Below are 24,110 nucleotides of genomic sequence, written 5' to 3' on the forward strand. Positions count from 1 at the left end.
CGAAAGTGTTGCGGTACAGGCGTGTCGTACTGTCCCGCCCATGTCCGGTCATCTGGCTCTTGCGGTGTCGACTGTCCTTTACGGGCTGGGGATAGTCGCCCAGACCATCGCCGCGCGCAGGGCCGAGGAACGTCCGGGCACCGGCGTGGGGCTGCTCGCCCGGCTGGCCACGGATCGGTTGTACCTGCTGGGTTTCACCGGTCAGGTCGGTGGATTCCTGTTCGCGTTCCTCGCTCGTGAGTCCCTGCCGCTCTACCTGGTGCAGGCCGGGTCGTCGTGCGCGGTCGGGGTGGCGGCGGTGATCGGCGTGCTGCTGCTCGGCTGGCGGATCCGGCGCGTCGAGATCGCGGTGCTGGTGTTGATGGCGTGCGGTCTGCTGTTGCTGACGGGTGCCGCGGCGCCGTCGACGGCTCACGAACTTCCTTTGCTCCCCGCGGTGATCGTGCTCGGGCTGCTGACGCTGGCGGTTCTCCCGCTGACGAAGGTGCTGCCGAAGGTCGCGATCCCGGTGCTGGCGGGCATCGCCTACGCCGTGGTCGCGGTGGCCGCGAGGACGGTGGCCGGCAAGCCGTTGCTGGAACTGGTGCTGCACCCGCTGACCTGGGTGATGGTGATCGCCGCGTTCGTCGGGCAGGCGTGCCTGGCCACGGCGTTGCAGCGTGGTTCGGCGACGTCCGCGGTGGCGTCGATGGACGCGACCACGGTGGTGATCAGCTCCGTCGCCGGTCTCGCGCTGATGGGTGACCGGATCGCGCCGGGACGCGAGTGGTGGGTCGGGCTGGGCGTGCTGCTGGTCGTGACCGGTGTGCTGGTGCTCGGATCCGTGTCCCGGCCCGCTCCCGCGCTGGTGGGCAGCGAGCGATGAAGCCCGTTGCCAGTGTGTCGCTGGACCTCGACAACCTCTGGGCGTACCTCAAGACCCACGGTGACCCGCGTTGGGAGCACCGGCCCAGCTTCCTGCCCTCCGCGGTGCCCCGGTTGCTGGACGTCTTCGGCGAGCAACGCTTGACCACAACGGTTTTCGTCGTCGGTGCGGATGCCGAACGGGACGACGGCGCCGCGGCCGTCGCGGCGATCACCGCGGCCGGGCACGAGGTGGCCAACCACTCGTTCCGGCACGAGCCGTGGCTGCACCGCTACTCGGACACCGAACTCGAAGCCGAGGTCGTGCGCGCGGAGGAGGCGATCGTCGCGGCCGGAGCGCCGCGCCCCGTCGGGTTCCGCGGCCCTGGTTACAGCGTCACGCCGCAGCTGCTGGACGTGTTGAGCCGGCGCGGGTATCGCTACGACGCGAGCGTGTTGCCGACCTGGATCGGGCCGCTGGCTCGCGCGTACCACAACCGGACCGCGGGCTCGACCGACGGCGGCAAGGACCTGTTCGGTGGTTTCGGTCGCGTTCGAGCGCCGAACACCGCGTACCGCTGGCGTGACAACGGGTTGGTCGAGCTGCCGGTGACCACGATGCCGTTGCTGAGGATCCCGATCCACGGCGCGTACCTGTTGCAGCTGCACCAGATCTCACCCGCGCTCGCTCGCGGGTACTTCCGCACGGCGCTGCGGTTGTGCCTGATCAGGAACGTGTCCCCGTCGCTGCTGCTGCATCCGACCGACGTGCTCTCGGCCGCGGAGGCGCCCGGCATGGAGTTCTTCCCCGGCATGGCGGTGCCCGGTCACGAGAAGGTCGCGTTGCTGGACTGGGTGTTGTCGTTGCTGCGCAAGCACTTCGACGTGGTCGGTACCGGCGAGCACGTCGCCCGTGCCGCGATTTCCGGGCTGCGCGAACGGGATCCGGTCGCATGTGGCTGACCTTCCTGCTGCGGGTCCTCGCCTGCGCGACGGTGGCGCTGGCCCCGCTGGAGGGTTATCTGCTGGAGGTGCACGGGCAACTGGCCAAGGCCGTGCCCGCGGCGTTGATCGGCGTGTGGGTGATCTCGCTGGTCCGGCACCGGCGGTTGCCCGCGCCGCATCCGCTGCACCTGTTGCTGGCCTTGCTGGCGGTGGTGCTGCTGACCACCTCCGCGGTGCACGTGGCCGAGCCGTTCACCGTCGAATACCTGGTGCGGTGGGTGCCGTTCCTGGTGATCACGGTGGTGCTCGCCGACGTGGCCGCGCGGGAGGTGCCGGTGCGGGCGCTGCTCGCCGCGTGCGTCGCCGGTGCGGTCGTGGCGGCGGCCGGTGGGCTGGTCAGTCTCTTCGGCGGTGAGCTGCGCGCGACCGGTCCGCTGGAAGATCCCAACGACCTGGCGTTCTTCCTCGTGGGCGCGCTGCCGCTGCTGGTCGCGCTGCCGGCTCGGGGCCGGTCGCGGATCGTGTTGTTGTTGCTGGGCGCGGTGCTGGTGGCGGGCACGGCGGCGACCTTCTCCCGCGGCGGCGGCATCGCGCTGGCCTGCGCGCTGGTGTGGCTGATCGTGCGCCGCGCCCTGCCGGTCCGCGCGGTGGTCGTCACCGCGGCGGTGACGGGGCTGGCGGCACTGGTGTTCGCCGGGGTGGCGCAGGCGGAACTGTCGCGCGCGTTCCAGGAGAAGAGCCACATCGCCGGGACCAACGCCGACACCAGGATGCTGCGCTGGCAGGCGGCCGCGCGGATGTTGACCGACGCGCCGGTGCTCGGCGTCGGCCCCGGAGGGTTCCGCCAGGAGTACGCGGCGGCGTCGCACAACGCGGAGATCGACGAACAGACCCCGGTGGCGCACAACCTGTTCCTCGAAGTGGCCGCGGAGCTGGGGCTGCCCGGTTTCGCGCTGCTGATCGGGTTGATCGCGGTCGGTTTCGTCGCGAGTGAGCGGGCGTCGCGGATCGTGGCGGACCGGCGGGAGGCGGTGGCCGTGCAGGCGGCGCTGATCGCCGTGCTGGTCGCGTCGATCTTCCTGTCCGAGCAGTACTACCTGCCCCTGTGGTCGCTCGTCGCCATCGCGGTCGCGATCGAAGTGCGGGCCCGGAACTCATCGCAGAAATCGTCGCAGAAGGAGAGTCGATGCGCGTTCTCCACGTGATCAGCGAGATGGGCGCGGGCGGTGCGGAGGCGCTCGTGGCCGGCATGGCCTCGGCGGGCTCCGACGTCGGCTGGGAGTCCGCGGTCGCGAGCGGCGGCGGCTTCCGCGCCGATGCGTTGCGCGCCAACGGTGTGCCCGTGTTCGACGTGCCTCTCGCGCGCAGGTCTCCCGTGGGTGTCCTGCGGGCGGCGTTGGCGACTCGGGGCGCCGTGCGCCGGTTCCGGCCGGACGTCGTGCTGGCGCACAACGTGTCCGCGAGCCTGGTCGCCCGGATCGCGGCTCCTCGCAGGCCTCTGGTGACGGTCTTCCACGGTGTCGCCGAGGCTGACGTACCCGGTGCCGTGCGGGTTCTGCGGCGCGTGTCTTCCTGCGTTGTCGCCGTCGCTTCGGCTTCGGCCTCACGGTTGCTCGACGCCGGGCTGGACTCCGTGGTGGTGATCCCCAACGCGGTCATCCCCACGCTGCCCCAGGTGGATCGGGAGACCGTGCGGAGGTCCCTCGGAACTCCGTTGGACGTGCCGGTCGCGCTCTGCCCGGCCCGGCTGGAACCGCAGAAGCGCCACGACGTGCTGCTGGACGCGTGGGCGAAGGTCCCCGGCGACGCCGAGCTGTGGCTGGCCGGCGACGGCAGCCTGCGGGCGGCGCTCGAGGGGCGGGCCGACGGTCGCGTCCGGTTCCTGGGCACCCGCACCGACGTCCGCGACCTGCTGGAGGCCGCCGACGTCACCGTCCTGACCAGCGACTGGGAGGGCATGCCGATCGCGCTGCTCGAGTCGCTGGCCGCCGGCCGCCCGATCGTCGCGTCCGATGTGGACGGAGTGCGCGAGGTCCTGTCCGGCGGCGGCGGAGTGCTGGTGCCACGCCGGGACCCCGCCTCGACCGCGAAGGCGTTGCGCGACCTGCTCCACTCCCCGGTCGCCCGCGCGGTGGCCACCTCGCGCGACGGCTCGACCGACGCTCACACGTTGATGAAGTCCTACGACGAACTTCTCCGCACCGTCCTGGAGGGACGATGAAGGTTCCCAGAGCCGTTCTGGAAGGGGTGCTGGCCGCCGTCGCGGTGGGCGCGCTCGTGCTGCTGGCGGTCTCCCTGCGCGGCGGCGAGAGCGAGGGCAGGCTGGCCCTGCTCGCCACACCGTCCACACCGGACAGCGGCCAGTTCGGCGAGGTCACCTCACTGGCCACGCCCGCCGTGGTCCAGCTGGTCCGCAGCCCCTCGGTCCTCGACATCGCGTCCCGCGCGGCCGGTACCACGCCTGCCCGGCTGTCCGACGCCATCGCGGTCGAACTCGTCCCCGCGTCCGGCGTGGCCCGCATCTCCGTGCGCGCCGACACGGCCGACCACGCCGCCGCGGCGGTCTCCGCCGTGGCCAAAGCCGTGATCGACGCCGACCTGCTGGCACCCGCCGCCCGGTTCCGCCTGGTCGACCCCCAGCCAGAGACCACCTCCGTGTCGCCGGACTGGCGCCTGGCCTCCGGACTGGCACTGGTGGCCGCCGTGATAGCCGGTGTCGCCGTCGCGGCTCTGCGGCGCCTGAGCGGCAACCCCGTCCGCGGCGTCCTCGCCACCGCGGGCATCGCCCACCCCGTAGTGGTGGCGCAGGACGACGACCCGGACCTGATGGATCGGCTCACGACGTTGTGCGCGGCGGCCGCACGTCCGGTGCGGGTGCTGGCCGTCAGCCCGGAGTTGGCCGAACGCGCAGAGGAGTTGGCGCGGACGTTGCCGGACAAGGCTTCCGAACCCGCGGACGGCACGGCCGTGATCGCGGTGGCGGCGAACGACCGTGGCCGGCGCAACGACCTCGCGACGGCTCTCGCGGTGCTGCCCGCGTCCTCGGTGGTCGTGGCGGTGGTGCTGGCATGACCGCGACCAAGCCCGCCGATCTGCTGACCAACCGCGCGAGCCTCGGCAAGAAGGTCCTCGTCGCCCTGGTCGCCCTGGCCGGCACCGTGAGCGCCGTCCGTGCGCTGAAGCCGTCCTGGGAAGTCCCGATCCCCACCGCGGCGAACCTGCCGGAAGAGCGCATGCAGGACTTCCGCGACGCGCTGTACTTCCCCATCCGCGAGCTCCTCAACGGCGGCAACCCCTACGACCCCGCCGTGATGTTCGCGCATTGGCCAGTGCGCCAGAACTTCAACCTCTATCAGCCCTACCACCTGGTGCTGCACCTGCCGTTCGCGCTGCCCGACTACCGGGTCGGCGCGGTGGCGTTCGCGCTGGCCTGCCTGGTGCTGCTCATCGGTCTCGCCGTCATGGCCTCGGCCGGAGCCCGCCTCCCGCTGATCGCCGGAACCGTCGTGATCAGCACGCTGCTGGTCACCAGTCAGGTCGGCAAGGCCCAGATGTACGTCGGCCAGGTCAACCCGTTGATCGCGGTCGGGGCGGCCGGTGCGTTGTTGTTGCGCACCAGGAACCCCGGCTGGGCGTCGGTGGCGCTGGCGCTGGCGTGGCTGAAGCCCCAGTTCGGGTTGCCGCTGGCGTTGCTGATGTTCGTGCGCGGTGACCGGAAGGTCGCGCTCATGGGCACCGGGATCGCCGCGGCGGCGAGCTTGCCGGTGGCCGCGCTGCTGGTCGTGCGCGGTGGTGGGATCGGCGAGTTCCTCGACGTCATCTCCCGCAACCTCGCCCACGCCAGCCACACCGGGTACGGCGCGGTCGACTCGATGACGGCGCAACGCGTGGACCTGCCGGCCGTGTTCTTCCGCACCACCGGATGGTTGCCACCTGCGGCGGAACTCCTGGCGTTGTGCGGGGTTCTGGCGGTCACCGCCGTCCTCGCCCGCCGGCTCGACCGGCACGAGGAAGGGTCCGCGGCGGCGGACGTGCTGACGTGCCTGGGCATCGTGGTCGCGCTCGTGCATCAGCCGGGCGACGTGCTGATCGCGGTTCCGGCCCTGATGGCACTCGCGGTCGTGTGCTGGCACAAGCGGAAGGAGAACCACTGGCGGTGGGCTGCGGTCGCGGCGCTGCTGGTCGTGGTTCCGTTCGCGCATCTGCACTTCGTTGACACGGCGGTGAAAGGCCTGCTCGGCGCGCGGGCCGCGGTCACGGTGGACGGGGTGGCCGTTGTCGCGGCCTGGGTGGTGCTGGCGGTGTTCGCGGCAAAGCTCACCCGGCGCACCGCATGACCGACGTGGCGGTGCGGGGCTCGCTGTGGCTCTTCGCGGTCAACCTGGTCAGCAAGAGCAGTCAGATCGTCGTGACGCTGGCGCTCGCGCTGTTCCTCACCGAGGCCGACCTCGGTGCGGTGGCGCTCGTGGTGTCGGTCGTCAACATCGGCCAGGTCGTTCAGGCGATGGGCGTGTACGACATCGTCAGCCGCACCGCGCTGGACCCGGCCAGGACGGCGGGGACCGTGCTCACGATGAGCATCGCGGCCGGAACGGCGATCGCCGTCGTGGTGATCGCCGCCGCGAACCCGATCACCACAGCCCTCGGCGCGCCCGAGGCGGCCCAGATGTTGCGGCTCGCCGCGCTCACGTTGCCGTTCACCGCGGCGGGTGGGGTGCAGATGGCGTTGATGCACCGCAACCTCGACTTCCGGCGGCGGATGTTGCCGGACGCGGGCGGCATGCTGCTGGGAGCCATCACCACCGTGTCGCTCGCCGCCACCGGAACAGGCCCCACGGCACTCGTCCTGGGCCTCCTCTGCACAGCCGTGGCACAACCGGTCCTCGCCGCCGTTGCAGGAGCACGGATTCGCCCCACCTGGGACAAAGAGGCCGCGGCGGAAGCATCGCGGTGGATCGCGGTGGTCGGACCCGGTGCGCTGATCGCGGTCCTGCTGATCAACGTCGACTACCTCGCGATCGGGCACGTGCTCGGGCCTGAAGCGGTCGGCGGGTACTCACTCGCGTTCCGGATCGCCTGGGTGCCGTACATCATGGTCGCGGTCGTGCTGGGCGGCGTGTTGTTCCCGATCTGCGCCGACCTCATCCGCAACGGACGCCGCGGCGAACTCCCGTCGCACCGCTTCACCGTGGCCACTCTGGTGATCACCGGTGGCCTGTACGTCACCGTCGCGCTGCTTTCCGACGGCATCACGATCCTCGGCGAGCAGTGGGCCTCGGCCACGAAGACGCTGGTCCTGTTGTGCGGCTACGGCCTCGGGCTGAGCCTGCTGCACGTCTGGTACCAGGTGATCAGGGCCGCCGGGCACGCGCGCCAGTACCTCGCCCTCGAAGCAGCCCACCTCGTCACGCTGTTGACCGCACTGGCGTTCACCACCCGGCACGGCGCCGAAGCGGTCGCCACCACCCAGCTGGTCGTCGTGTGGCTGCTGGTCCCGGTGACCTGGCTGGTGCTGGCCCGCAACGGCCTCGCGTTCCCCCTCCCCCGCCTCGCCCGCACGGTGGCGAACGTCGCGGCCGGAGCCCTTCTCTGCTTCGGCCTCAGCACGTTCCTGCCGGACCCCACCGGCGTCGCCGGCCTCGCCGCCACCGGCCTGCTGCTGCTCGCCGCGTACTGCGCGATCGCCCTGCCGGCCAACCGCACCGTCCTCATCGGACTGAAGGAGCGCACGTGAAGATCGTCCACGTGACGCAACCGGTCGAGGCCGGAGTCGCCGTCGTGGTCCTGGAACTGGCCAAGGCCCAGCAACGACGAGGCTGGGACGTCAGCATCGCGTGTCCACCGGGCTGGCTGACCCACCAGGCACAGAAGGCCGGAATCCCGGTCCACCCGTGGCACGCGACCCGCTCCCCCGGCCCCCGCACGGCACTAGAACTCCTGTCTCTGCGCAAAACACTCCAGCGGCTCGACCCGGACCTCGTGCACCTGCACAGCTCCAAGGCCGGACTGGGCAGGCTCGTCACCCGCGGCAGGACGCCGACGCTCTTCCAACCGCACCTGTGGTCGTTCCGCATCGCAGAAGGCCTGCTGAGCCGCGCCTGCCGACGTTGGGAAGCACTGGCCTCCCGCTGGACCCACCTGCTCGTGTGCGTGAGCGACGACGAACTGGCAGCAGGCCGCACCGCGGGAGTAACAGCACCAGCGGAAGTCGTCTGCAACGGCGTCGACACCCAACGGCTCCACCCGGAACCCAAAGCCGACGACACACCCACAGCGGTGTGCGTCGGCCGGGTGGCCCACCAGAAAGGCCAGGACCTGCTGCTCCAAGCCTGGCCCCAGGTGCTCGAGAGGGTTCCGGACGCCCGGCTCCTGATCGTCGGCGACGGCCCGATGGCCGCAACGCTCAAAGCCGTCAACCACCCACAGGTGCACTGGCACGGACACAGCGACCAGGTGTCCGACTTCTACGAACGAGCGGACGTCGTGGTCCTGCCCTCACGCGCCGAAGGCATGGCGTTGGTGCCGCTGGAAGCCATGGCCTGCGGACGCTCAGTCGTCGCGTTCGACGTGGAAGGCGTCGAGCAAAGCCTGGGGGACGCGGGCGAGGTGGTCCCCGAGAACGACACGAAAGCCCTGGCGCAAGCGATTGCGATCAGGCTCGCGGACCCCGAACTCGCGGCCGCGGAAGGCAAACGCGGGCGCGTGAGGGCCGAGACCCTGTTCGACCGCGACCGCATGACCAGTCAGATCGTGACGCTCACCGAAAAGCTGGTCTCCACGGAAGGACGACGATGACACGGATCGCCTACCTGCTCACCCAGGACAGCGGCGGGCCGGTGGACGTCACGGTGCGCCTGGCCGCCGCGCTCGCCAAGTCCGGCGACGCCGAAGTGCGCGTGTTCGGCCCCCGGCCCCGGCGCGGTGCCGAGCTGATCGACCCGTACCTGGAGGAGATCCTCGTCCCCCGCAAGGGAGACATGCGCGCCGCACGACAGGCACGCGCGGCGCTCAAAGCGTGGCGGCCGGACGTCGTGCACGCCCAGGACCGCAGGGCCGGGCTGGTGAGCGCCGCTCTCGCCACCACCGGCACGAAGATCGCGCACACCTACCACGGCGTGCCGGACGACGTGGGCGAGCAGTGGTTCCGCAACGTGCGAGGCGCGGAACCGCCGCCCGCCTACACACGGGCCGTGCTCGCCGCCGACGCCGCCGTTGCCCGAGTTGTGCACCGGACCGTGGTACCCGCCAGGGAGATGGGCCGGTTCCTGCGCGAACGGCTGTACGTGCCGCCACACCGCATGACCCACATCGACAACTGCGTCGACGTCGGCGCGGCGAGTCCACCCGCCGGTCCGGTGCGCAAGCTGGTGTTCGTGGGCCTGCTCGTCGAACGCAAGGGCTTGCTGACCCTGCTGGACGCGCTGGAGTCCACGATGCCGGAGGACGCGACGCTCACCGTCGTCGGCGATGGTCCACAGAGGACGCAGGCGGAAGGCCGGGCGGTCCGCAGGGGCCTCGCGAGCCGGGTGAACTTCGCCGGCTTCCGGACCGACGTTCCCGAGCTGCTGCTGGAACACGACGCGCTGGTGCTGCCGTCCACAATGGAACAACAGCCGCTCGTGGTCGCGGAAGCCATGGCGGCGGGCAAACCCGTGGTGGCGACCGACACCGGTGGCGTGGCCGACATGCTGGGCATTCCCGGTACCGACTGCCCGCGCCCCGGCGACGTGGCCGCGCTCGCCACGAAGCTGCGCGACCTGTTCGCCGATCCCGATCCCGCCGGAACAGGCGAGAGGCTGGCGATGCGGGCCCGCGAGCGGTTCACGGCCGAGGTGTGCGCACGGCGTCACCTCGACCTGTACCGCAAGCTCACCGCCGCTGTGAACTGACCAGCACCGCGGCGTCCGCGGGCGGGAGGTTCAGCTCCGTCGGGGCCGCCTCGCCCTGCATCGTGAACAGGCCCGCCGGAGGAGTCAGCCGCACGGCCTCCTTCGTCGGGTTCACGGCCACCCAGCCGCCGGTGAAGAGCCGCGTCCACACCCCGGATGGCATGCGGTTGGCCGTCTCGCGGGCCTCACCGAGTCTCGCGTCCTGGTAGAGCGACCAGTACGGGCTCTTGTAGTCGGGGTTCGCCCTGGTCCAGCACGTGTGCGGGCTCGCGAGGAGCGCGGCGGACGCGTATCCGACGCGTTCCTCCTGGTCCGACTTCGTGTGCGTGATGAGCAGCAACCAGGACTCGCCGAGCGCGGCCTGGGCGCGCTGCTCCTTGAACTGGTTGCCGTTGAACGTGATCAGCTCGCCGGTGCCGTCGTCGCCGCGCAGACCGAAGTTCTCCTCCATCGCGCCCGCGTACCGGGAGTGCGCCGACCACCGGCCGGGCGTCAGCTGGGACTCCGACACGTTGGGCACCAGCATCTTCCCGGACTTCTCCAGGGCGGCACCGGCCAGTTCGAGCAGGCCGTCGAGACCCTCCCGCAGCAACCTGTCGGTCGCCGCGGCGTCGGCGGTGCCCTTGAGCAGGGCCGGCGAGTAGTACTTCAGCGAGCTGAAGTCGTTGTCCGCCAGCACCCCGTCCCAGCCCTCGCGGACCACCTCGCCGACGACCGCGTCCGTCCACGCCTGCTGGTAGGTCTTGTCCCACACGGCCATCTGCCAGTGCTTCGGGTAGCCGGTCCACTCGATGCGCTTCGCGGCGGTGTCCTGGGCGAACCACTCGGGGTGCGCCTGTTCGGTCGCGAAGAAGCCGACCCCGGTGGGCAGGTACTTCGCGTCACGACCACCCTCGATGGCCCCCGAGTAGTTCCTGGCGCTGGAGAAGTCCTTGTACACCAGGACCTTCACGTTGCGGTTCAGCTCGTGGATCTTGCGCATGGCCGCGGTCTCCCACGCGTTGAGCACCACGACGTCGTAGTGCTCGGCGGCGGACCTGATCTCCCACGGCGCGGGCGAGTCGCCGATGCCGTACCACCACGCGCACGGCGCGAGAGGTCTCGGCGCCGGCCCGTTGATGATCGGTTCGGTGGCCGCGCTGACCGTGCAGGCGGCGCTCGTGGCGAGCACGAGAACAACACCGGTGAATCGACGGATCAACGATTTCTGCGGCAACACAACTCACCCGCTGTCATCAGTAGAATCCTCAGGTCAAGCCACAACGACCAATTCGCGATGTAGTAGTTGTCATATCGAGACCTGTCTGCGATTGAGGTGTCACCGCGCAACCCGTGCACCTGAGCGAGCCCCGTCAGGCCGGTCGGAACGCGATGGCGAGCCCAATATAGCTCGTGAATGGCCGAGAACTCGCGAACGAAACCCGGACGCTCCGGCCGCGGCCCGACCACGCACATGTCGCCGCGCAGGACGTTCCACAACTGGGGCAGCTCGTCCAATGACGTCCTGCGCAGGAACCGGCCGACCGGGCCGACCCGGGAATCACCCACGACCGACCACTTGACCTGCGAGTCGTCCTCACCGGACTGCCGGACGCTGCGGATCTTGTACAGGACGAACGTGCGGCCGTTCATGCCGACGCGGACCTGCCGGAAGAACAGCGGCCGGCCGCTCTCGACCAGCACGGCGAGCGCGCACAGGCCGATGACCGGCGACAACACGACCAGGGCGATCGCCGCCAGCAGCAGGTCCGCCGCGCGCTTGATCCACCAGGTGGGCCTGCTGGTCGGCGCGGTGCCCAGGCGCATCAGCGGGTAGCTGCGCAGCCGTTCGATGCCGGGGCCGTCGGGGTGCAGCTCGTACATGCGGGGCACGACGAGCGTCGAGCAGCCCAGCCGGTGGGCGGTGATGGCCGCGTCCACCAGCGGTGAGTCGCGGGTGTGCGAGAACGCGAGCACGACAGTGCCCGCCCGCAGCCGGACGATCGCTTCGGCCAGGTCCCCGTCGATGACCTCCAGGCCCGGCGCGTGCCGGTCGGGATCGGGACCGGAGTCGGCGAACGCGACAGGCCGCAGGCCGAACTGGGGGTGCTCCAGCATCGTCCTGGCGAGGTTCACGCCGACCTCGCCCGCGCCCACGATGATCGTGCGGTCGCAGCGGTCGAACCGCCGCCTGCACCACCGGCCGAACGCGAACACGCACCACCTGATCGGCTCGATGACCAGCGCGAACGCGATCATCGCCCACTGCACGGCGACGACCTCCCGCGGGGGCGCGCCGCTGATCAGGCCGATGCCGGTGAGCAGCGCGAAGGCCAATGCCGAGCTCGCCGCGGACCGGGGCAGGTCCTGCAGCCACGACAGCCACAGGCGCCGGCGATAGACCCGCCAGGCCGCCCTGATCGTGAGCACGGTCACGGCGATCGCCCCGCCCCACGCCCACCCGATCCGGCGGTCCAGGCACACCGCCGCCAGCGTGCCGCTGTCGACGAGGACGAGCAGCACCGCGACCGCGTTCACCCGGCTGAGCAGGTCCCTGGCCCGGCGGCGCTCTGGTCCGCCGCGGCGCGGCGGCGGTCGCCGGCGGTCGACCTCCTGCACGTCGTCCGCCGGCACTGGTGCGGTCTGAACGGCCACCGCCGAGAATCGCCTCATTAGAAGATCATCCGATCGAAGGAGTTTTTGCTGCGGAACTACTCGAAAGAGTGAACTTGAGATGTGAAATCACCGTTTCAGGTATCAAGCTTCCCCCTTTGGTGTTCCAGACGAACGCGGTTGGTGAGGTTTCGACGTCATTCCCGCCCTGAACTCGCCAGGGCCGCCTCAAAGCTTTAGCACGCCGTGTCAATAATTCCCCCCACCAACCGTGTGCCACCGAAGTGGGGGGTATTGAGTGAGAGTCGACGAGCACGGCATCCGGCATTCGGCCGGGGCCACGACCGCCGCCGTGCAGAACGAAATCCGCACGTGCGGCGACATCCACGTCGTCCTCCCCGCCTACAACGAGGCGGCGGCGCTCCCGCCGTTGCTGCGGCGCATCGCCGACGTCGAGATCGCCGACCGGATCACGGTCTGGGTGATCGACGACGGCTCGTCCGACGGCACCGCCGACTGCGTGGCCGGGGTGCGGGGACTCGACGTCCGGCTGGTGCGCCACCCGGTGAACCTCGGGCTCGGGCAGGCCGTCCAATCAGGACTGCGGGCGGTGCTCGCCGAGGCCGCGCCCGACCACGTCGTGATCGTCATGGACGCCGACGACACGCACGACCCCGGCGTGATCCCCGCGCTGCTCAAGGAGATCTCGAACGGCGCCGACGTCGTGATCTGCTCCCGGTTCGTCGAGGGCGGCGACGACTCGACGGCGCCGCGCTGGCGCCGGGTGCTCTCCCGCGGCGCGACCCTCGTGTTCAGCAAGATCGTGCGGTTCGAGGGCGTCCAGGACTTCACCAGCGGGTTCCGCGCCTACCGGGTGAGCCTGCTGAACCGGGCCACCGCGCACTGGGGCGAGCGACTGGTCGAGGAACGCGGGTTCGCCTGCATGGTGGAGCTCCTGATGAAGCTCCGGCACTGCGCGCCCGTGGTCACCGAGATCCCGCTGAAGCTGCGCTACGACCGCAAGCCCAGCCCCAGCAAGCTCCGGCTCGGCCGCACGCTCGTGCAGTACCTGCTCCTGCTCACGCGTGACCGGCTCGCGCCCGTCCCGTTCCGGAAGCTCTGATGGCGCCCCGCGTCCCCGCCCGCGTGGTCGTCGTCGGCGGCGGCATCTGCGGCCTCGCGACCGCGCACCGGCTCGCCCGCGACGGCGTGGCAGTGACGCTGCTCGAAGCCAGTGACCAGCTCGGTGGCCTCGGCACGTTCTTCGAGTCGCGGGGCCGCTCGGTGGAACGCTTCTACCACTGCGTGATGCCGACCGACTCGGCCCTGCTCGCCCTGCTGGACGAGGTCGGCGTGCGCGAGAGCGTCGACTGGCGGCCCACGAAGATGGGCATGATCGTCGACGGCGTCCACCGCCCGTTCAACTCCGCGCTGGACCTGCTGCGGTTCCGGCCGCTGAGCCTCGTCAACCGGATCAGGTTCGGCGTGATCTCGGTGCTGCTGCGCAGGCTCGGCAAGGGCAAGGACCTCGACCTGATGCGCACCGAGGACTGGCTGCGCGGCCTGTACGGCGACAAGGTCTGGAGCCTGCTGCTCGCCCCGATGTTCGGCGCCAAGTTCGGCTCGGCGTTCGGTGACGTGCCGGCCCTGTACCTCTGGGAGCGGCTCGGCCGGGAGAGCAACAAGTCCGTCCGCGGTTATCCCAGCGGCGGCTACAAGAGCGTCATCGACGCCCTGCGCGCGTCCATCGAGGCGGCCGGCGGCGAGGTGCGGACCTCCACGCCCGTGCGACTGCTGGAAGCCGGGCCGGACCGCGCGCTCGTCACCTTGCCCGACGGCGAGACGATCGAGGCGGACCACGTGGTCTCCACGGTCCCGCTGCCGGCGTTGCGGGGCATCGCGGACGCCGACCTGGCGCCGCGGCTGCCCGACGTGCGGCTGCCGTACCAGGGTGTCGTCAACGCGTTGTTCTTCCTGCGCAAGCCGTTGTCGGGCCACTACTGGGCACCGGTGCTGCGGTCGGGCACCGAGTTCGACGGCGTGATCGAGATGTCCGCGCTCACCGGCACCGAGCAGTACGGCGGCCGGCACCTCGTGTACGTCATGCACTACACCGATCGCGAGTCCCCGCTGTACCGCGAGGACGACGACGCGATCGCGGCAAGGTGGACCGACCAGCTGCTGAGCCTCCACAAGGGACTGTCGCGCGAGGACGTCGACGAGGTCCGCCTGTTCAAGGCGCCCTTCGTGGAACCGGTGTACCCGCTCGGCTACCTGACCCAGCGGCCCGCCGTCGAGGTGCCCGGCACCCGGCTGCTGCTCGCCACCACGGCCCACGTCTATCCGAACGTCACGAGCTGGAACTCGAGCGTCGAGCTCGCGAACTCCGTGACGGACCGCCTCCTGCACGACATCAGGAGATCATCGACTCAGGAGCACACGGCATGGTCAGCAGAATCGGCGCGGTGATCGCAGCCCTGGCGGTCACCGCGGTCAACCTCGTTTCCTCCCAGCACGTCCAGGCCGACCAGACGCCCCTGCTGCCCGACCTGAGGCAGGCGCCCGTCGGGTGTCCCGGCGGCTTCTCCGGCAATCCGCTCACGTGCCGCGACTGGGACGTGTGCGTGGTGCGCGACAGCTCGCAGACCCGAGGTGGCTGCGTCCACTCCGGTGGCCCGATCAGCTCGGTCCGCCTGCGGTTCACCACCTCGATCGACAACATCGGCGACGGCCCGTTGTTGCTGCACGCCCGCCGGTCCGGCCAGGGCGAGGCGACGATGAAGGTCCGCCAGGCCGTCCAGTCCAGTGTGGACGGATCGATCCCGCGCTCGTTCGACACGGCGCAGCGAGACACCCCGGCCGGCGCCTACTACGAGCCCGCCGAGACGCACGAGCACTGGCACCTGCTCGGGTTCGAGTACTTCCAGCTGCGCAAGCCCGACGGCGAAACCGTGGTGACCGACCGGAAGAACGGCTTCTGCCTCGGCGACCGGTACACCCTGGACGACGAGCTCGACCACCGGCCCGGTGATCCGGCGAGCCCGGCGGGCCTGCTCGCGAAGAGGCTGGACGGTCACATGTGCGAGCACCACAACCCGGCCGCGCTGGACGTGATGTTCGGGATCTCGGTCGGTTCCGGCGACGACTACCGGCACGAGGTCGACTTCCAGTGGCTTGATCTCACCCATGTGCGGTCCGGCGTCTACGACGTCGTCAACATCGTGAACTCCGACCGCATGTTGCTGGAGAAGAACTACGACAACAACGCGTCGTCGATCGCAATCCACCTGCAGTGGCCGCGCGGCGCGGTCGAGCCGCCTTCTCCGATCGAGGCCCCGCCGGCCGTGCGACTGATCCGCAGCTGTCCCGGCAAGGCCCAGTGCGCCGAGTCGCTGGGCTGAGAAGTCTTCAAACCAATACGGGGTGTCCGCCACGGCGGGCACCCCGTTTGCATTTGTACCGAGACAAACGATCGGCAAACCCGCGCTTTACCACAGCGCCCGCTAAGCGCACAATCCTCACTCTTTGAAACCGAAAGCGATCTCGCATAGCACGCGTGCGGGCAATCGCGCAATTCCACTCGTCCGCATCAAGGCTTCTGGCAAGTCAATACGCCGAGCGGTGCAACCTCGATCACAGTGCGAGAGTGTCGCACGCAACCCCACTGGCTCTTGACCAGGCCAGGTACCCAGTTGAGAGAATTCACGACGCGATTCCACCTCAACAGGACAGGGATCAACCTGTTTCCCCGGCCAAACAGGAGAGCCCCATCTTGAGCGCGGCAAAGGTCTCACTACGCGATTACGCCGTTGGTCAACTGCACAACCTGTTGCGCGCTGTCGGATTGGCAAAATCGGCAGACATGTCGACAGAACTGCTGGGCGAGGCATTAGGTCCCGGCTGTTTGCTCCCGCTTTCCGCAGTTCCCCGCTGGCCGTCGAATGTGGCGGACGATCATACGCCTGTTGAATTCTCGGTGGCTTTGGCCCAAAACGAACCGCCGGCCGTTCGCATGATCGTGGAGTCGATCGCGGAACAGCCCGACCGGCGGACGAACCTCGCCGCGGCGCTCGGGGTGCTCGACCGGCTCGCCGAGCGGCACCAGCTGGACCTCCGGCGGCTCGACGTGGTGCGCGACCTGTTCCTGCCCGCGGATCCCCAGGGCGCCTTCGCGTTCTGGTACTCGCTGATCGTCCAGCCGGACGTGGCGCCCGCGATCAAGGTCTACCTCAACCCCGAGGTGCGCGGCCGGGACGGCGCGACCGCACTCGTCCGCGAAGCACTGGACCGGCTCGGCCTCGGCTCGGCCTACCCGACGGTCGCCGAGCACGCGTTGCGGCGCGAGGGGCTCGACCGGTTCTCCTTCTTCGCTCTCGACCTCATGGACGAGCAGCGGGCCCGCGTGAAGACCTACGTGTCGCACGACGACGCCGAGCTCGAGGACGTGCTGCGGGCGGCCTCCGCGGTGCCCGACGTCGATCTGGGCCTGCTCTCCGACGTCGTCGAGCTGGCGGGCGGTGGCACCGGGCCGTTCACCCGGCGCCCGTTGATGTCCAGCTACAACTTCATGGCCGGCGACGCCGCCCGGCCGAGCGGCTACTCGCTCTACATCCCCGTCCGGGACTACGTGCGGGACGACCTCGAAGCCTGTGAGAGGGTTCTCACGATCATGACCCGGTGCGGTCTCGACACGGCGCCGTTCGTGCTGGCGCTGGCGAGCATCGTCCGCAGGCCGCTCGGCGAGGGCGTTGGTCTGATCGCCCACGTCTCGCTGCGGCTGGGCAAACCTCGACCTGGAGTGACGGTGTACCTGTCGTCGGAGGCGTACGACGTCACCCCGCCGCGAACGATTGCCATGTCGAGTTAGAAAGGCGTGCCGTGGAGCCGTACCGGATCAAAGTCGTCGAGCCCATTCCCATCACCACCCGCGACTACCGGGAACGCAGGTACGCCGAAGGCGGGTACAACCAGTTCAACCTCACCGCGGACGACGTCACGATCGACCTGCTGAGCGACTCCGGCACGGGCGCCCTGTCCGCGGAGCAGCAGGCGGCGGGCATGCGCGGCGACGAGACCTACGCGGGTGCGCGGTCGTGGTTCCGGTTCCGCGAGGTGGTCGAGGAGCTCACCGGTTTCGAGCACATCTACCCGGTGCACCAGGGCCGTGCCGCGGAACGGATCCTGTTCACCGCGTTGCTGAAGCCCGGCCAGATCTCCATCAGCAACACGCACTTCGACACCACCCGCGCGAACGTGGAGATCGCTGGCGGTGTGGTCCGGGACCTCCCGTGCCCCGAGGCCAAGGACCTCGGCAGCGACGAACCGTTCAAGGGCAACATCGACCTCGTCGCCCTCGAAGAGGCGTTGAGCGGACCGGACGACATCGGCCTGGTGCTCATGACGATCACCAACAACGGCGGCGGCGGACAGCCCGTCTCGATGTCGAACCTCAAGAAGGCCAGCAAGTTGTGCCGCAAGCACGGGGTTCCGTTCATCCTCGACGCGGCCAGGTTCGCCGAGAACGCCTGGCTCGTCACGCAACGGGAAGAGAAGTACCGCGGCCACAGCCCGCGCGACATCGCGAAGAAGGCGTTCCGGCTGGCCGACGGCTGTGTCGTCAGCCTGAAGAAGGACGGCATCGTCCACATCGGAGGGTTGCTGGCCCTCAACGACACGGAACTGGCCAAGCAGTGCGAACTCCTGCTGATCGCCACCGAGGGATTCCGCACCTACGGCGGGCTTTCCGGCCGTGACCTCGACATGTGCGCGCAGGGCCTGAAGGAGGTCACCGACCCGCTGTACCTGCGCGAGCGGGCGGACGCCACCGCGTACCTCGCCGAGTGCGCGCGACAGGCCGGTGTGGACAGTGTGCAGCCGACGGGCGTGCACGCCGTGTACCTCAACGCGGGCAAGCTTTTGCCGCACATCCCGCCGCACCGGTTCACGGGTCACGCACTCGCGTCGGAGCTGTATCTCGCGGGCGGAGTCCGTTGTGCGGAACTGGGTTCGCTCTACCTCGGGGAGATCACCGAGGACGGCGAGCTGATCACGCCCGCGCCGTTCGAGCTGGTGCGCCTGGCGATCCCGCGCCGCGTCTACACCCGCAGCCACCTGGAGTACGTGGCCGAGACGCTCGCGGGGATCGCCAAGAACCCCGAGCAGGTCCCCGGTTACCGGCTCACCGAGGCACCCGCCATGCTGCGACCGTTCCGCTGCCGGTTGGAACAGGTGCGCTGACTCAGGCGACCGCGTGGTCGAGCTTGCTCATCGCATGCTCGATCACGCGGGCCAGCACCGCCTTGCACGACTCGCGGTCGCGCGCGTCGCACAGCACCAGCGGGACGTTCTCGCTGACGTCGAGTGCGTGCCGCACCTCGTCCGCGGTGTAGGAGTAGCTGCCCTCGAAGCAGTTCACCGCCACCACGAACGGGATCCCGCGGCGTTCGAAGAAGTCGATCGCGCCGAAACCGCCGTCGAGCCTGCGGGTGTCCACCAGCACGACCGCGCCGATCGCGCCGTACGACAGCTCGTCCCACATGAACCAGAAGCGGTCCTGGCCGGGCGTGCCGAAGAGGTACAGCACGACCTCGGGGTTGATCGTGATGCGACCGAAGTCCAGCGCCACCGTCGTGGTGTTCTTGCCCTCGACGCCGGCGAGGTCGTCGATCTCCGTGCCGGCCTCGGTGAGCAGTTCCTCGGTCCGCAGCGGCGTGATCTCGCTGACCGTGCCGACCAGCGTCGTCTTGCCCACACCGAACCCGCCCGCCACGACGATCTTGACGGAGGAGGGGACCAGCAGTTCTTCTCTCTGCGGGTCAGATTGCACGGACACCATCCAGCACCTTCTGAAGTAGGTTCATGTCCGGCGCGGTCGCCATGCGGGACGGATCGCTGGTGATGACGTCGCCACGCTGGATCAGGTCACTCAGCAACACCTTCGCCACGACGAGCGGCGCGTGCAGGTACGCGGCGACTTCGGCCACGGACAGCGGTTTCCGGCACAGTCTGATGATCTCCAGGTGCTCGACGGAGAGCGAGGCGGTCTCCGTCGACGTGCGGATCGACCGCACCTGGGTGGCGAGGTTCAGCCGGCCCCACGTCGGCCGAGTCCGGCCGCTCACCAACGCGTAGGGGCGGACCATCGGGCCCGCCGCCTCGTCGTACCACCAGTCCGAGGATCGCGAGCTCATGACAACCCGAGGTGGCCGGGGACGCGCGGCGACGCGAGTGTTCGGGGCGCCGACGACAGGTAGCTGCCCACTCGCTTCACGAGCATGTTCATCTCGTAGGCGATCATGCCCATGTCGGCGTCCTCCTCACCGACGACGGCGAGGCAGGCACCCTGCCCGGCCGCGGTGACGAACAGGTGCGCGCGTTCCATCTCGACGATGGTCTGGCGGACCTGCCCGCCGCCGAAGTGCCGTCCGGTGCCCCTGGCGAGCGACTGGAACGCCGACGCCATCGCCGAGAGGTGGTCCGAGTCGTCCTTGGACAGTTCGGGAGAGCGGGCGAGCAACAGGCCGTCCGCGGAGAGCACCACCGCGTGCCTGGCGCCGATCACTCTGGCGACGAGGTCGTCCAGCAACCAGTTGAGCTCGGGGTGCCCGCCGGTCAGGTCGTCGTCCACGGAAACAGCCCTTTCAGTCGTGGGAGTGATCACGGTTCGACGGCGTCGTCGGCCTGGCGGGCAGTTCGGGTGCCCTGCTGGAAGGCCGACATGCCGTCGCGAGTTCGTTCCGCCCGTTCCTCGGTGTTCGCCTCGGCGAAGTCCGGCTCGGGCCGGTGGTCGTCGTTCGCCAGCTGCGGCACCAGGTGCTGCTGCCGCCGGCGGCGAGGCAGCTCCGGCCGGGTGTCCTGACGCGCCGCTTCACCTTCGCGGGGGTCTTCTGCAGGCCACGGGTCGGCCTGGCGGTCGGGCATCGGCAGCACGCCGACGATGCTGCCGCTGTCGTGGTCCTCCGCCCGGCGGGAGTCCGGGACGTTTCCCACTCCTCCCCCTGCCCAGAACTCGTTGAGCCCTGGGGTGGACCTGGCGTCGAGCACGACGTCCTCGGTCTGCGGGAGGGCGGTCTGCGCGAGGGTCTGCTGCCGGAACGTCGGCTTGGGCATCTGCACGGGGTCCGTGGAGTCGGTCACCGCGCCGACCTCGCCGACGATCAGGTCGGACGGGATGAGCACCAGCGCGATCGTGCCGCCGGACGGGCAGTCGCGCAGCTCGACGTGGACGCCGCGGCGGGCGGCCAGCCGGGCGACGACGAACAGGCCGAGGCGGGACTCGCCACGCAGGCGCATCGCCTCGAAGTCGGGCGGTGCGGCCAGCATCTTGTTGTGCTGCTCGCGGTCGTCCGGCTTGATGCCGAGACCGTGGTCCTCGATCTCCAGCACGAGACCCTGCGGCACCTCGCTGCTGTGCACCTCGACCTGCGAACGCGGGGAGGAGAACGAGGTCGCGTTGTCGACGAGCTCGGCGATCAGGTGGATCGTGTCCGCGACGGCGGCGCCGACCAGCGCGACCTCGGGCACCGGGTTCACCTTCACGCGGGCGTACTGCTCGGTCTCGGCGACGGCCGCGCGCACGACGTCGAGCATGCGCACGGGCTTGCGCCACTGCCGTCCCGGCTGCTCGCCGGTCAGGATGATCAGGTTCTCGGCGTTGCGCCGCGCGCGGGTGGCGAGGTGGTCGAGCTGGAAGAACGCGTCGAGGTGGTCGGGGTTCTCCTCCTCGCGCTCCAGCTTGTCGAGGATCTTGAGCTGGCGGTGCACCAGACCCTGGTTGCGGCGCGCGATGTCGAGGAAGACCCGGTTCACGCCTTCACGGGTCTGGCTCTCCTTCACCGCCGCGGCGACGGCGGTGTACTGGGCGGCGTTGAACGCGTCGGCCACCTGGCCGATCTCGTCGTTGCCGTAGTCGAGCGCGGGCACCTCGGTGGCGACGTCGACGTGCTTGCCCTCGCGCAACCGCTCGACGATGCTCGGCAGCCGTTCGTGCGCGAGCTTGAGCGAGTCGCTCTTCAGGTTGGTGAGCCGGACGATCAACGCCTTGTTGACCAGGCGGTTGGAGATGCGCACCGCGACGAAGATGCCGGCGATCACCGCGACCAGCGCGATCAGACTGCCGATCAGGACCGTCGTGAACTTGTCCTTGCCGTTGGCCATGGCCACGTTCACGGCGCCGTTGGACTGCTCCTCCACCAGCTTGGTCAGCTCGGTGGAGACCGCGCGGTCGGCGGTCTCCCAGTCGGCCGCGCCGACGGACTGCCCGATGGGCCGCTCCGCGTTCTGCAGCAGGCGGTTCTCGAGGGTCACCAGCTGCTGCCACTGGGCGCTGCCGATGACGGACTTGTAGTGCTCACGCACGGGCGGCAGGGCGTAGGGCTCGATCGAGTTGAGCGAGGACCGGTAGGCGCCGACGAGGTAGACGAACTCGCGGTGCTCCTCCGGGGTGAACTTGCCCGCCGCCAGCGCGCCGGCCGCGACCGAACCGGCCCGCGACATCGAGTCGGCGGCCTGGAAGTACTGCACCGCGGCCAGCGCGCCCTGCACGGTCTCGGCGTCCGGCACGATGCGGGCCTGCGTGTTGAACAACGCGGCACCGGCGTCGAGGACGCTGTTGTAGTAGCGGTAGATCTCGGGCTTGGACGCGGTACCGGCCTCGAGCGCGGCCCGCTGCTGCGGAAGCTGGTCCAGCAGCCCGTTGAGCTTGCCGATCCCGTCGACGACCTCCTGCGGCGCCTGGGAAGCGAGCTCGGCGAACGCGGCCTTCATCGTGGTCAGGTCCGAGTCGGTCGCCTGCTGCTGCTTCACCAGCGCGGACGTGCTCGAGCCCGGCTTGCTCAGGCTCGTCATGCTGAGCTCGCGTTCCTTCTGCAGCGACGCGAACGACTGCACCGCCGGGATCGACGCGTCTCGCACACCGGAGGCGACCAGCTGGAGGTACAGCCCCTCGAACACCGTGTACGACGAGAACAGCGCCCACATGGCCAGAAGGACGATGCTGGGAACCACCACGACACCAGTGAGCCGTGAACGAATTGTCTTGTAATTCGTATCAGGCGCAGTCTTCAGCTTCACAACGCTCCACGACCACCCGAATTGGCGACGGAAAGATAGCACTACAAGATCAACACGATCAACAGCCGATGATCTTGTGGGGTGTGCGTAGAGACTACTCAGTCGGATGACCATCGCAACACCCCCCGTCCTCCGTTCTGGTCTCACCATGCGAACTGTGCTTGTCATGCACGAACACGCTCTCGCGGGTAGAACGGCCACCTATGGTTCCGGTCGCCGGCGCGACGCCGAACTGGGCTTTTCCGAAGCGAACTCGACAAACGCACTGGTCATTCAGGGTTAACTTGACACGGCGTGCGGAATCTTCTACTGCAATAACCCATTGCAACGAGTCGTCGCTTACCGTCACCGGCAGTTTTCGAAATCCCCGGACGTGGTACGTCGCAGGTCTTGTACCGACCTCGCCGTGGAAGACCTGCAGGCCCGCGCCACCACCGCCGGGACCGGCGTGTTTCCGTCGTTGACGAACAGGTGGTGCTCCCGCGCCCCTGCCGAAGCGCTCATCCGCCGGACGGACCTCCGGGTGCTGGTGCCAGGGCACCACGGCAACGTCTGCTCGGCCCAGTGCGGACACCTCCGGCAAGCCGAGAACGCGGCATCTTCCGGACATTACGCCGGGGCTTCCCGATCCTCGCGTTTTCCGGAACCACCGCCCGGCGGAGTCCGCACCCGCGATTCGCGCAGACGTGATCTTGCGAAAAGCATCCGCCGCGAAAGGGCAGGATCGAGTGGGAAACGCGGCTCGGAACTCCGTCGTGCCGCGGGAAAGCGAGCAGCCGGTCGAGATCGAGGTTCATCGCGCGTCCCGGAAAGGCGGTCTACCGTGGAGGGATGGCATCCGTGCACCCGCCCGGCCTGACCAGGTTCCGGACGCACGACCTCCCCGGCTCGCGCCGCCTCACCGGGTGGGAGGAGCACAACGCCCGCGCGCTGGTCGGCCTGCGGGCGCTGCCTCTCGGCGACCGGCCGTTCGACGGCACGGAGATCAACCTCACCCTGCCCCGCCTGCAGGTGGCGCGGGTGACGGGATCACCGCACGCCGTGGAACGGGACGTCCGGCAGATCGCCCTGCACCCCGCCGACGGCGTGGTCGTCTACTTCGCACTGTCCGGTGAGGGACACTTCGAGCACCGCGGCGGCCGTGAGCTGATCGCGCCGGGGCAGGGGCTCGTGGTGGACGGTGACCAGCCGTTCCAGCGGACCTTCTCCCACGGCCTCACCGAACTCGTGCTGAAGGCCCCGCGGTCCCTGGTGCGGGAGACCTCCGGCCGTCCCGGACCCGTGAAGCCTCGGGTGTTCGGCTTCCACGGGGACGCGCACGCGCAGGCGCTGGTGACCACGTTGTCCGCAGCGTTGCGCGGCGGCCCCGCGGACTGGGAGGGGATGGAGCGCGTCGCGACGAGTCTGCTGGGCGCGCTGCTCGGCGGCGAGCGCCCGGACACCGGTGACCTGGCGGCCGCGCACGCGTACATCGCCGCTCACCTGGCCGAACAGGACCTGTCGGCGAGCCGGATCGCCGCCGCGATCGGGTACTCCGAACGTCATCTCTCGCGGTTGTTCGCCAGGTCGGGGCAGAGCGTGCCGCAGGCGGTGCTGACCGCCCGCCTCGACGCCGCCCGGCGGCTGCTCGCCGAGCCCATCTCGCTGGCCGAGGTCGCCACCAGGAGCGGTTTCGCCTCGCAGGCCCACTTCTCCCGCACCTACCGGGCGCGGTTCGGCACCACGCCGTGCCACGACCGCCGTTCGGCGTCCTGAGTTTTTGCCTGTTTC

21 protein-coding genes are annotated in these 24,110 nt (G+C 69.7%); 15 read left to right on the forward strand and 6 right to left on the reverse strand.

Features of this window, described 5'->3' with window-relative positions; genetic code table 11:
• Window positions 1-40 precede the first annotated feature (40 nt).
• From SK803_RS17340 to SK803_RS17380, 9 genes are read left to right on the forward strand one after another with little or no spacing between them, the layout of a single operon-like run.
• A complete protein-coding gene (locus SK803_RS17340) occupies window positions 41-865 on the forward strand; it encodes a hypothetical protein (RefSeq protein WP_319967045.1) in 825 nt (274 codons plus the stop codon).
• Complete coding sequence (locus SK803_RS17345; RefSeq protein WP_319967046.1) at window positions 862-1,806, forward strand: polysaccharide deacetylase family protein; 945 nt, start codon at window positions 862-864, stop codon at window positions 1,804-1,806. Before SK803_RS17340 ends, SK803_RS17345 begins: the two co-directional genes overlap by 4 nt.
• Complete coding sequence (locus SK803_RS17350; RefSeq protein WP_319967047.1) at window positions 1,797-2,993, forward strand: O-antigen ligase family protein; 1,197 nt, start codon at window positions 1,797-1,799, stop codon at window positions 2,991-2,993. The genes SK803_RS17345 and SK803_RS17350 overlap by 10 nt, the downstream gene beginning before the upstream one ends.
• Window positions 2,975-4,009 carry a glycosyltransferase gene (locus SK803_RS17355; protein WP_319967048.1) on the forward strand — a complete coding sequence of 345 codons (1,035 nt, stop codon included), beginning with the start codon at window positions 2,975-2,977 and terminating at the stop codon, window positions 4,007-4,009. Before SK803_RS17350 ends, SK803_RS17355 begins: the two co-directional genes overlap by 19 nt.
• Window positions 4,006-4,860, forward strand: a complete 855-nt coding sequence (locus SK803_RS17360) for a hypothetical protein (RefSeq protein ID WP_319967049.1) — start codon at window positions 4,006-4,008, stop codon at window positions 4,858-4,860. The genes SK803_RS17355 and SK803_RS17360 overlap by 4 nt, the downstream gene beginning before the upstream one ends.
• Window positions 4,857-6,125 (forward strand): glycosyltransferase family 87 protein, encoded by a 1,269-nt coding sequence (locus tag SK803_RS17365; RefSeq protein ID WP_319967050.1) that lies wholly within the window; start codon window positions 4,857-4,859, stop codon window positions 6,123-6,125. The genes SK803_RS17360 and SK803_RS17365 overlap by 4 nt, the downstream gene beginning before the upstream one ends.
• Window positions 6,122-7,522 carry an oligosaccharide flippase family protein gene (locus tag SK803_RS17370; RefSeq protein ID WP_319967051.1) on the forward strand — a complete coding sequence of 467 codons (1,401 nt, stop codon included), beginning with the start codon at window positions 6,122-6,124 and terminating at the stop codon, window positions 7,520-7,522. Before SK803_RS17365 ends, SK803_RS17370 begins: the two co-directional genes overlap by 4 nt.
• A complete protein-coding gene (locus tag SK803_RS17375; RefSeq protein ID WP_319967052.1) occupies window positions 7,519-8,583 on the forward strand; it encodes a glycosyltransferase in 1,065 nt (354 codons plus the stop codon). The genes SK803_RS17370 and SK803_RS17375 overlap by 4 nt, the downstream gene beginning before the upstream one ends.
• Window positions 8,580-9,677 (forward strand): glycosyltransferase family 4 protein, encoded by a 1,098-nt coding sequence (locus SK803_RS17380; protein ID WP_319967054.1) that lies wholly within the window; start codon window positions 8,580-8,582, stop codon window positions 9,675-9,677. The genes SK803_RS17375 and SK803_RS17380 overlap by 4 nt, the downstream gene beginning before the upstream one ends.
• Here SK803_RS17380 and SK803_RS17385 read toward each other — a convergent pair.
• Entirely contained in the window at window positions 9,658-10,878 is a 1,221-nt protein-coding gene (locus tag SK803_RS17385) for a putative glycoside hydrolase family 15 protein (protein ID WP_319967055.1), read from the reverse strand. The two genes, SK803_RS17380 and SK803_RS17385, sit on opposite strands and share 20 nt — an antisense overlap.
• The gene (locus SK803_RS17390) at window positions 10,875-12,329 is read right to left on the reverse strand and encodes a sugar transferase (RefSeq protein ID WP_319967056.1); all 1,455 of its coding nucleotides are present in this window, start codon (window positions 12,327-12,329) and stop codon (window positions 10,875-10,877) included. Before SK803_RS17390 ends, SK803_RS17385 begins: the two co-directional genes overlap by 4 nt.
• Window positions 12,330-12,567: 238 nt before the next feature.
• On the opposite strand from SK803_RS17390, the gene SK803_RS17395 reads away from it, so the two are divergent.
• The 5 genes from SK803_RS17395 to SK803_RS17415 all read left to right on the forward strand — a co-directional run bounded on the left by SK803_RS17395 (window position 12,568) and on the right by SK803_RS17415 (window position 18,506).
• Window positions 12,568-13,392 (forward strand): glycosyltransferase, encoded by an 825-nt coding sequence (locus SK803_RS17395; RefSeq protein ID WP_319967057.1) that lies wholly within the window; start codon window positions 12,568-12,570, stop codon window positions 13,390-13,392.
• Entirely contained in the window at window positions 13,392-14,738 is a 1,347-nt protein-coding gene (locus tag SK803_RS17400; RefSeq protein WP_319967058.1) for an NAD(P)/FAD-dependent oxidoreductase, read from the forward strand. The genes SK803_RS17395 and SK803_RS17400 overlap by 1 nt, the downstream gene beginning before the upstream one ends.
• Window positions 14,714-15,670, forward strand: a complete 957-nt coding sequence (locus tag SK803_RS17405; protein WP_319967059.1) for a lysyl oxidase family protein — start codon at window positions 14,714-14,716, stop codon at window positions 15,668-15,670. The genes SK803_RS17400 and SK803_RS17405 overlap by 25 nt, the downstream gene beginning before the upstream one ends.
• Window positions 15,671-16,131: 461 nt before the next feature.
• The gene (locus SK803_RS17410; RefSeq protein WP_319967060.1) at window positions 16,132-17,136 is read left to right on the forward strand and encodes a tryptophan dimethylallyltransferase family protein; all 1,005 of its coding nucleotides are present in this window, start codon (window positions 16,132-16,134) and stop codon (window positions 17,134-17,136) included.
• Between the two features lie 11 nt (window positions 17,137-17,147).
• Entirely contained in the window at window positions 17,148-18,506 is a 1,359-nt protein-coding gene (locus SK803_RS17415) for a tryptophanase (protein WP_319967061.1), read from the forward strand.
• Between the two features lies 1 nt (window position 18,507).
• Here the strand turns inward: SK803_RS17415 and SK803_RS17420 are convergent, their stop codons facing one another.
• The 4 genes from SK803_RS17420 to SK803_RS17435 are packed head-to-tail and all read right to left on the reverse strand — an operon-like array spanning window position 18,508 to window position 22,274.
• Window positions 18,508-19,104, reverse strand: a complete 597-nt coding sequence (locus SK803_RS17420) for a GTP-binding protein (RefSeq protein WP_319967062.1) — start codon at window positions 19,102-19,104, stop codon at window positions 18,508-18,510.
• Window positions 19,085-19,459: a DUF742 domain-containing protein gene (locus SK803_RS17425; RefSeq protein WP_319967063.1), complete on the reverse strand. Its 375-nt coding sequence runs from the start codon at window positions 19,457-19,459 to the stop codon at window positions 19,085-19,087. Before SK803_RS17425 ends, SK803_RS17420 begins: the two co-directional genes overlap by 20 nt.
• Complete coding sequence (locus SK803_RS17430; protein ID WP_319967064.1) at window positions 19,456-19,896, reverse strand: roadblock/LC7 domain-containing protein; 441 nt, start codon at window positions 19,894-19,896, stop codon at window positions 19,456-19,458. Before SK803_RS17430 ends, SK803_RS17425 begins: the two co-directional genes overlap by 4 nt.
• Before the next feature lie 29 nt (window positions 19,897-19,925).
• The gene (locus tag SK803_RS17435) at window positions 19,926-22,274 is read right to left on the reverse strand and encodes a sensor histidine kinase (protein WP_319967065.1); all 2,349 of its coding nucleotides are present in this window, start codon (window positions 22,272-22,274) and stop codon (window positions 19,926-19,928) included.
• Between the two features lie 897 nt (window positions 22,275-23,171).
• Between SK803_RS17435 and SK803_RS17440 the strand changes: the two genes are divergently transcribed.
• The gene (locus tag SK803_RS17440; RefSeq protein WP_319967066.1) at window positions 23,172-24,095 is read left to right on the forward strand and encodes a helix-turn-helix transcriptional regulator; all 924 of its coding nucleotides are present in this window, start codon (window positions 23,172-23,174) and stop codon (window positions 24,093-24,095) included.
• The last annotated feature ends 15 nt before the right edge of the window (window positions 24,096-24,110 follow it).

This window comes from Lentzea miocenica, assembly GCF_033949945.1.
Classification (GTDB): domain Bacteria; phylum Actinomycetota; class Actinomycetes; order Mycobacteriales; family Pseudonocardiaceae; genus Lentzea; species Lentzea miocenica.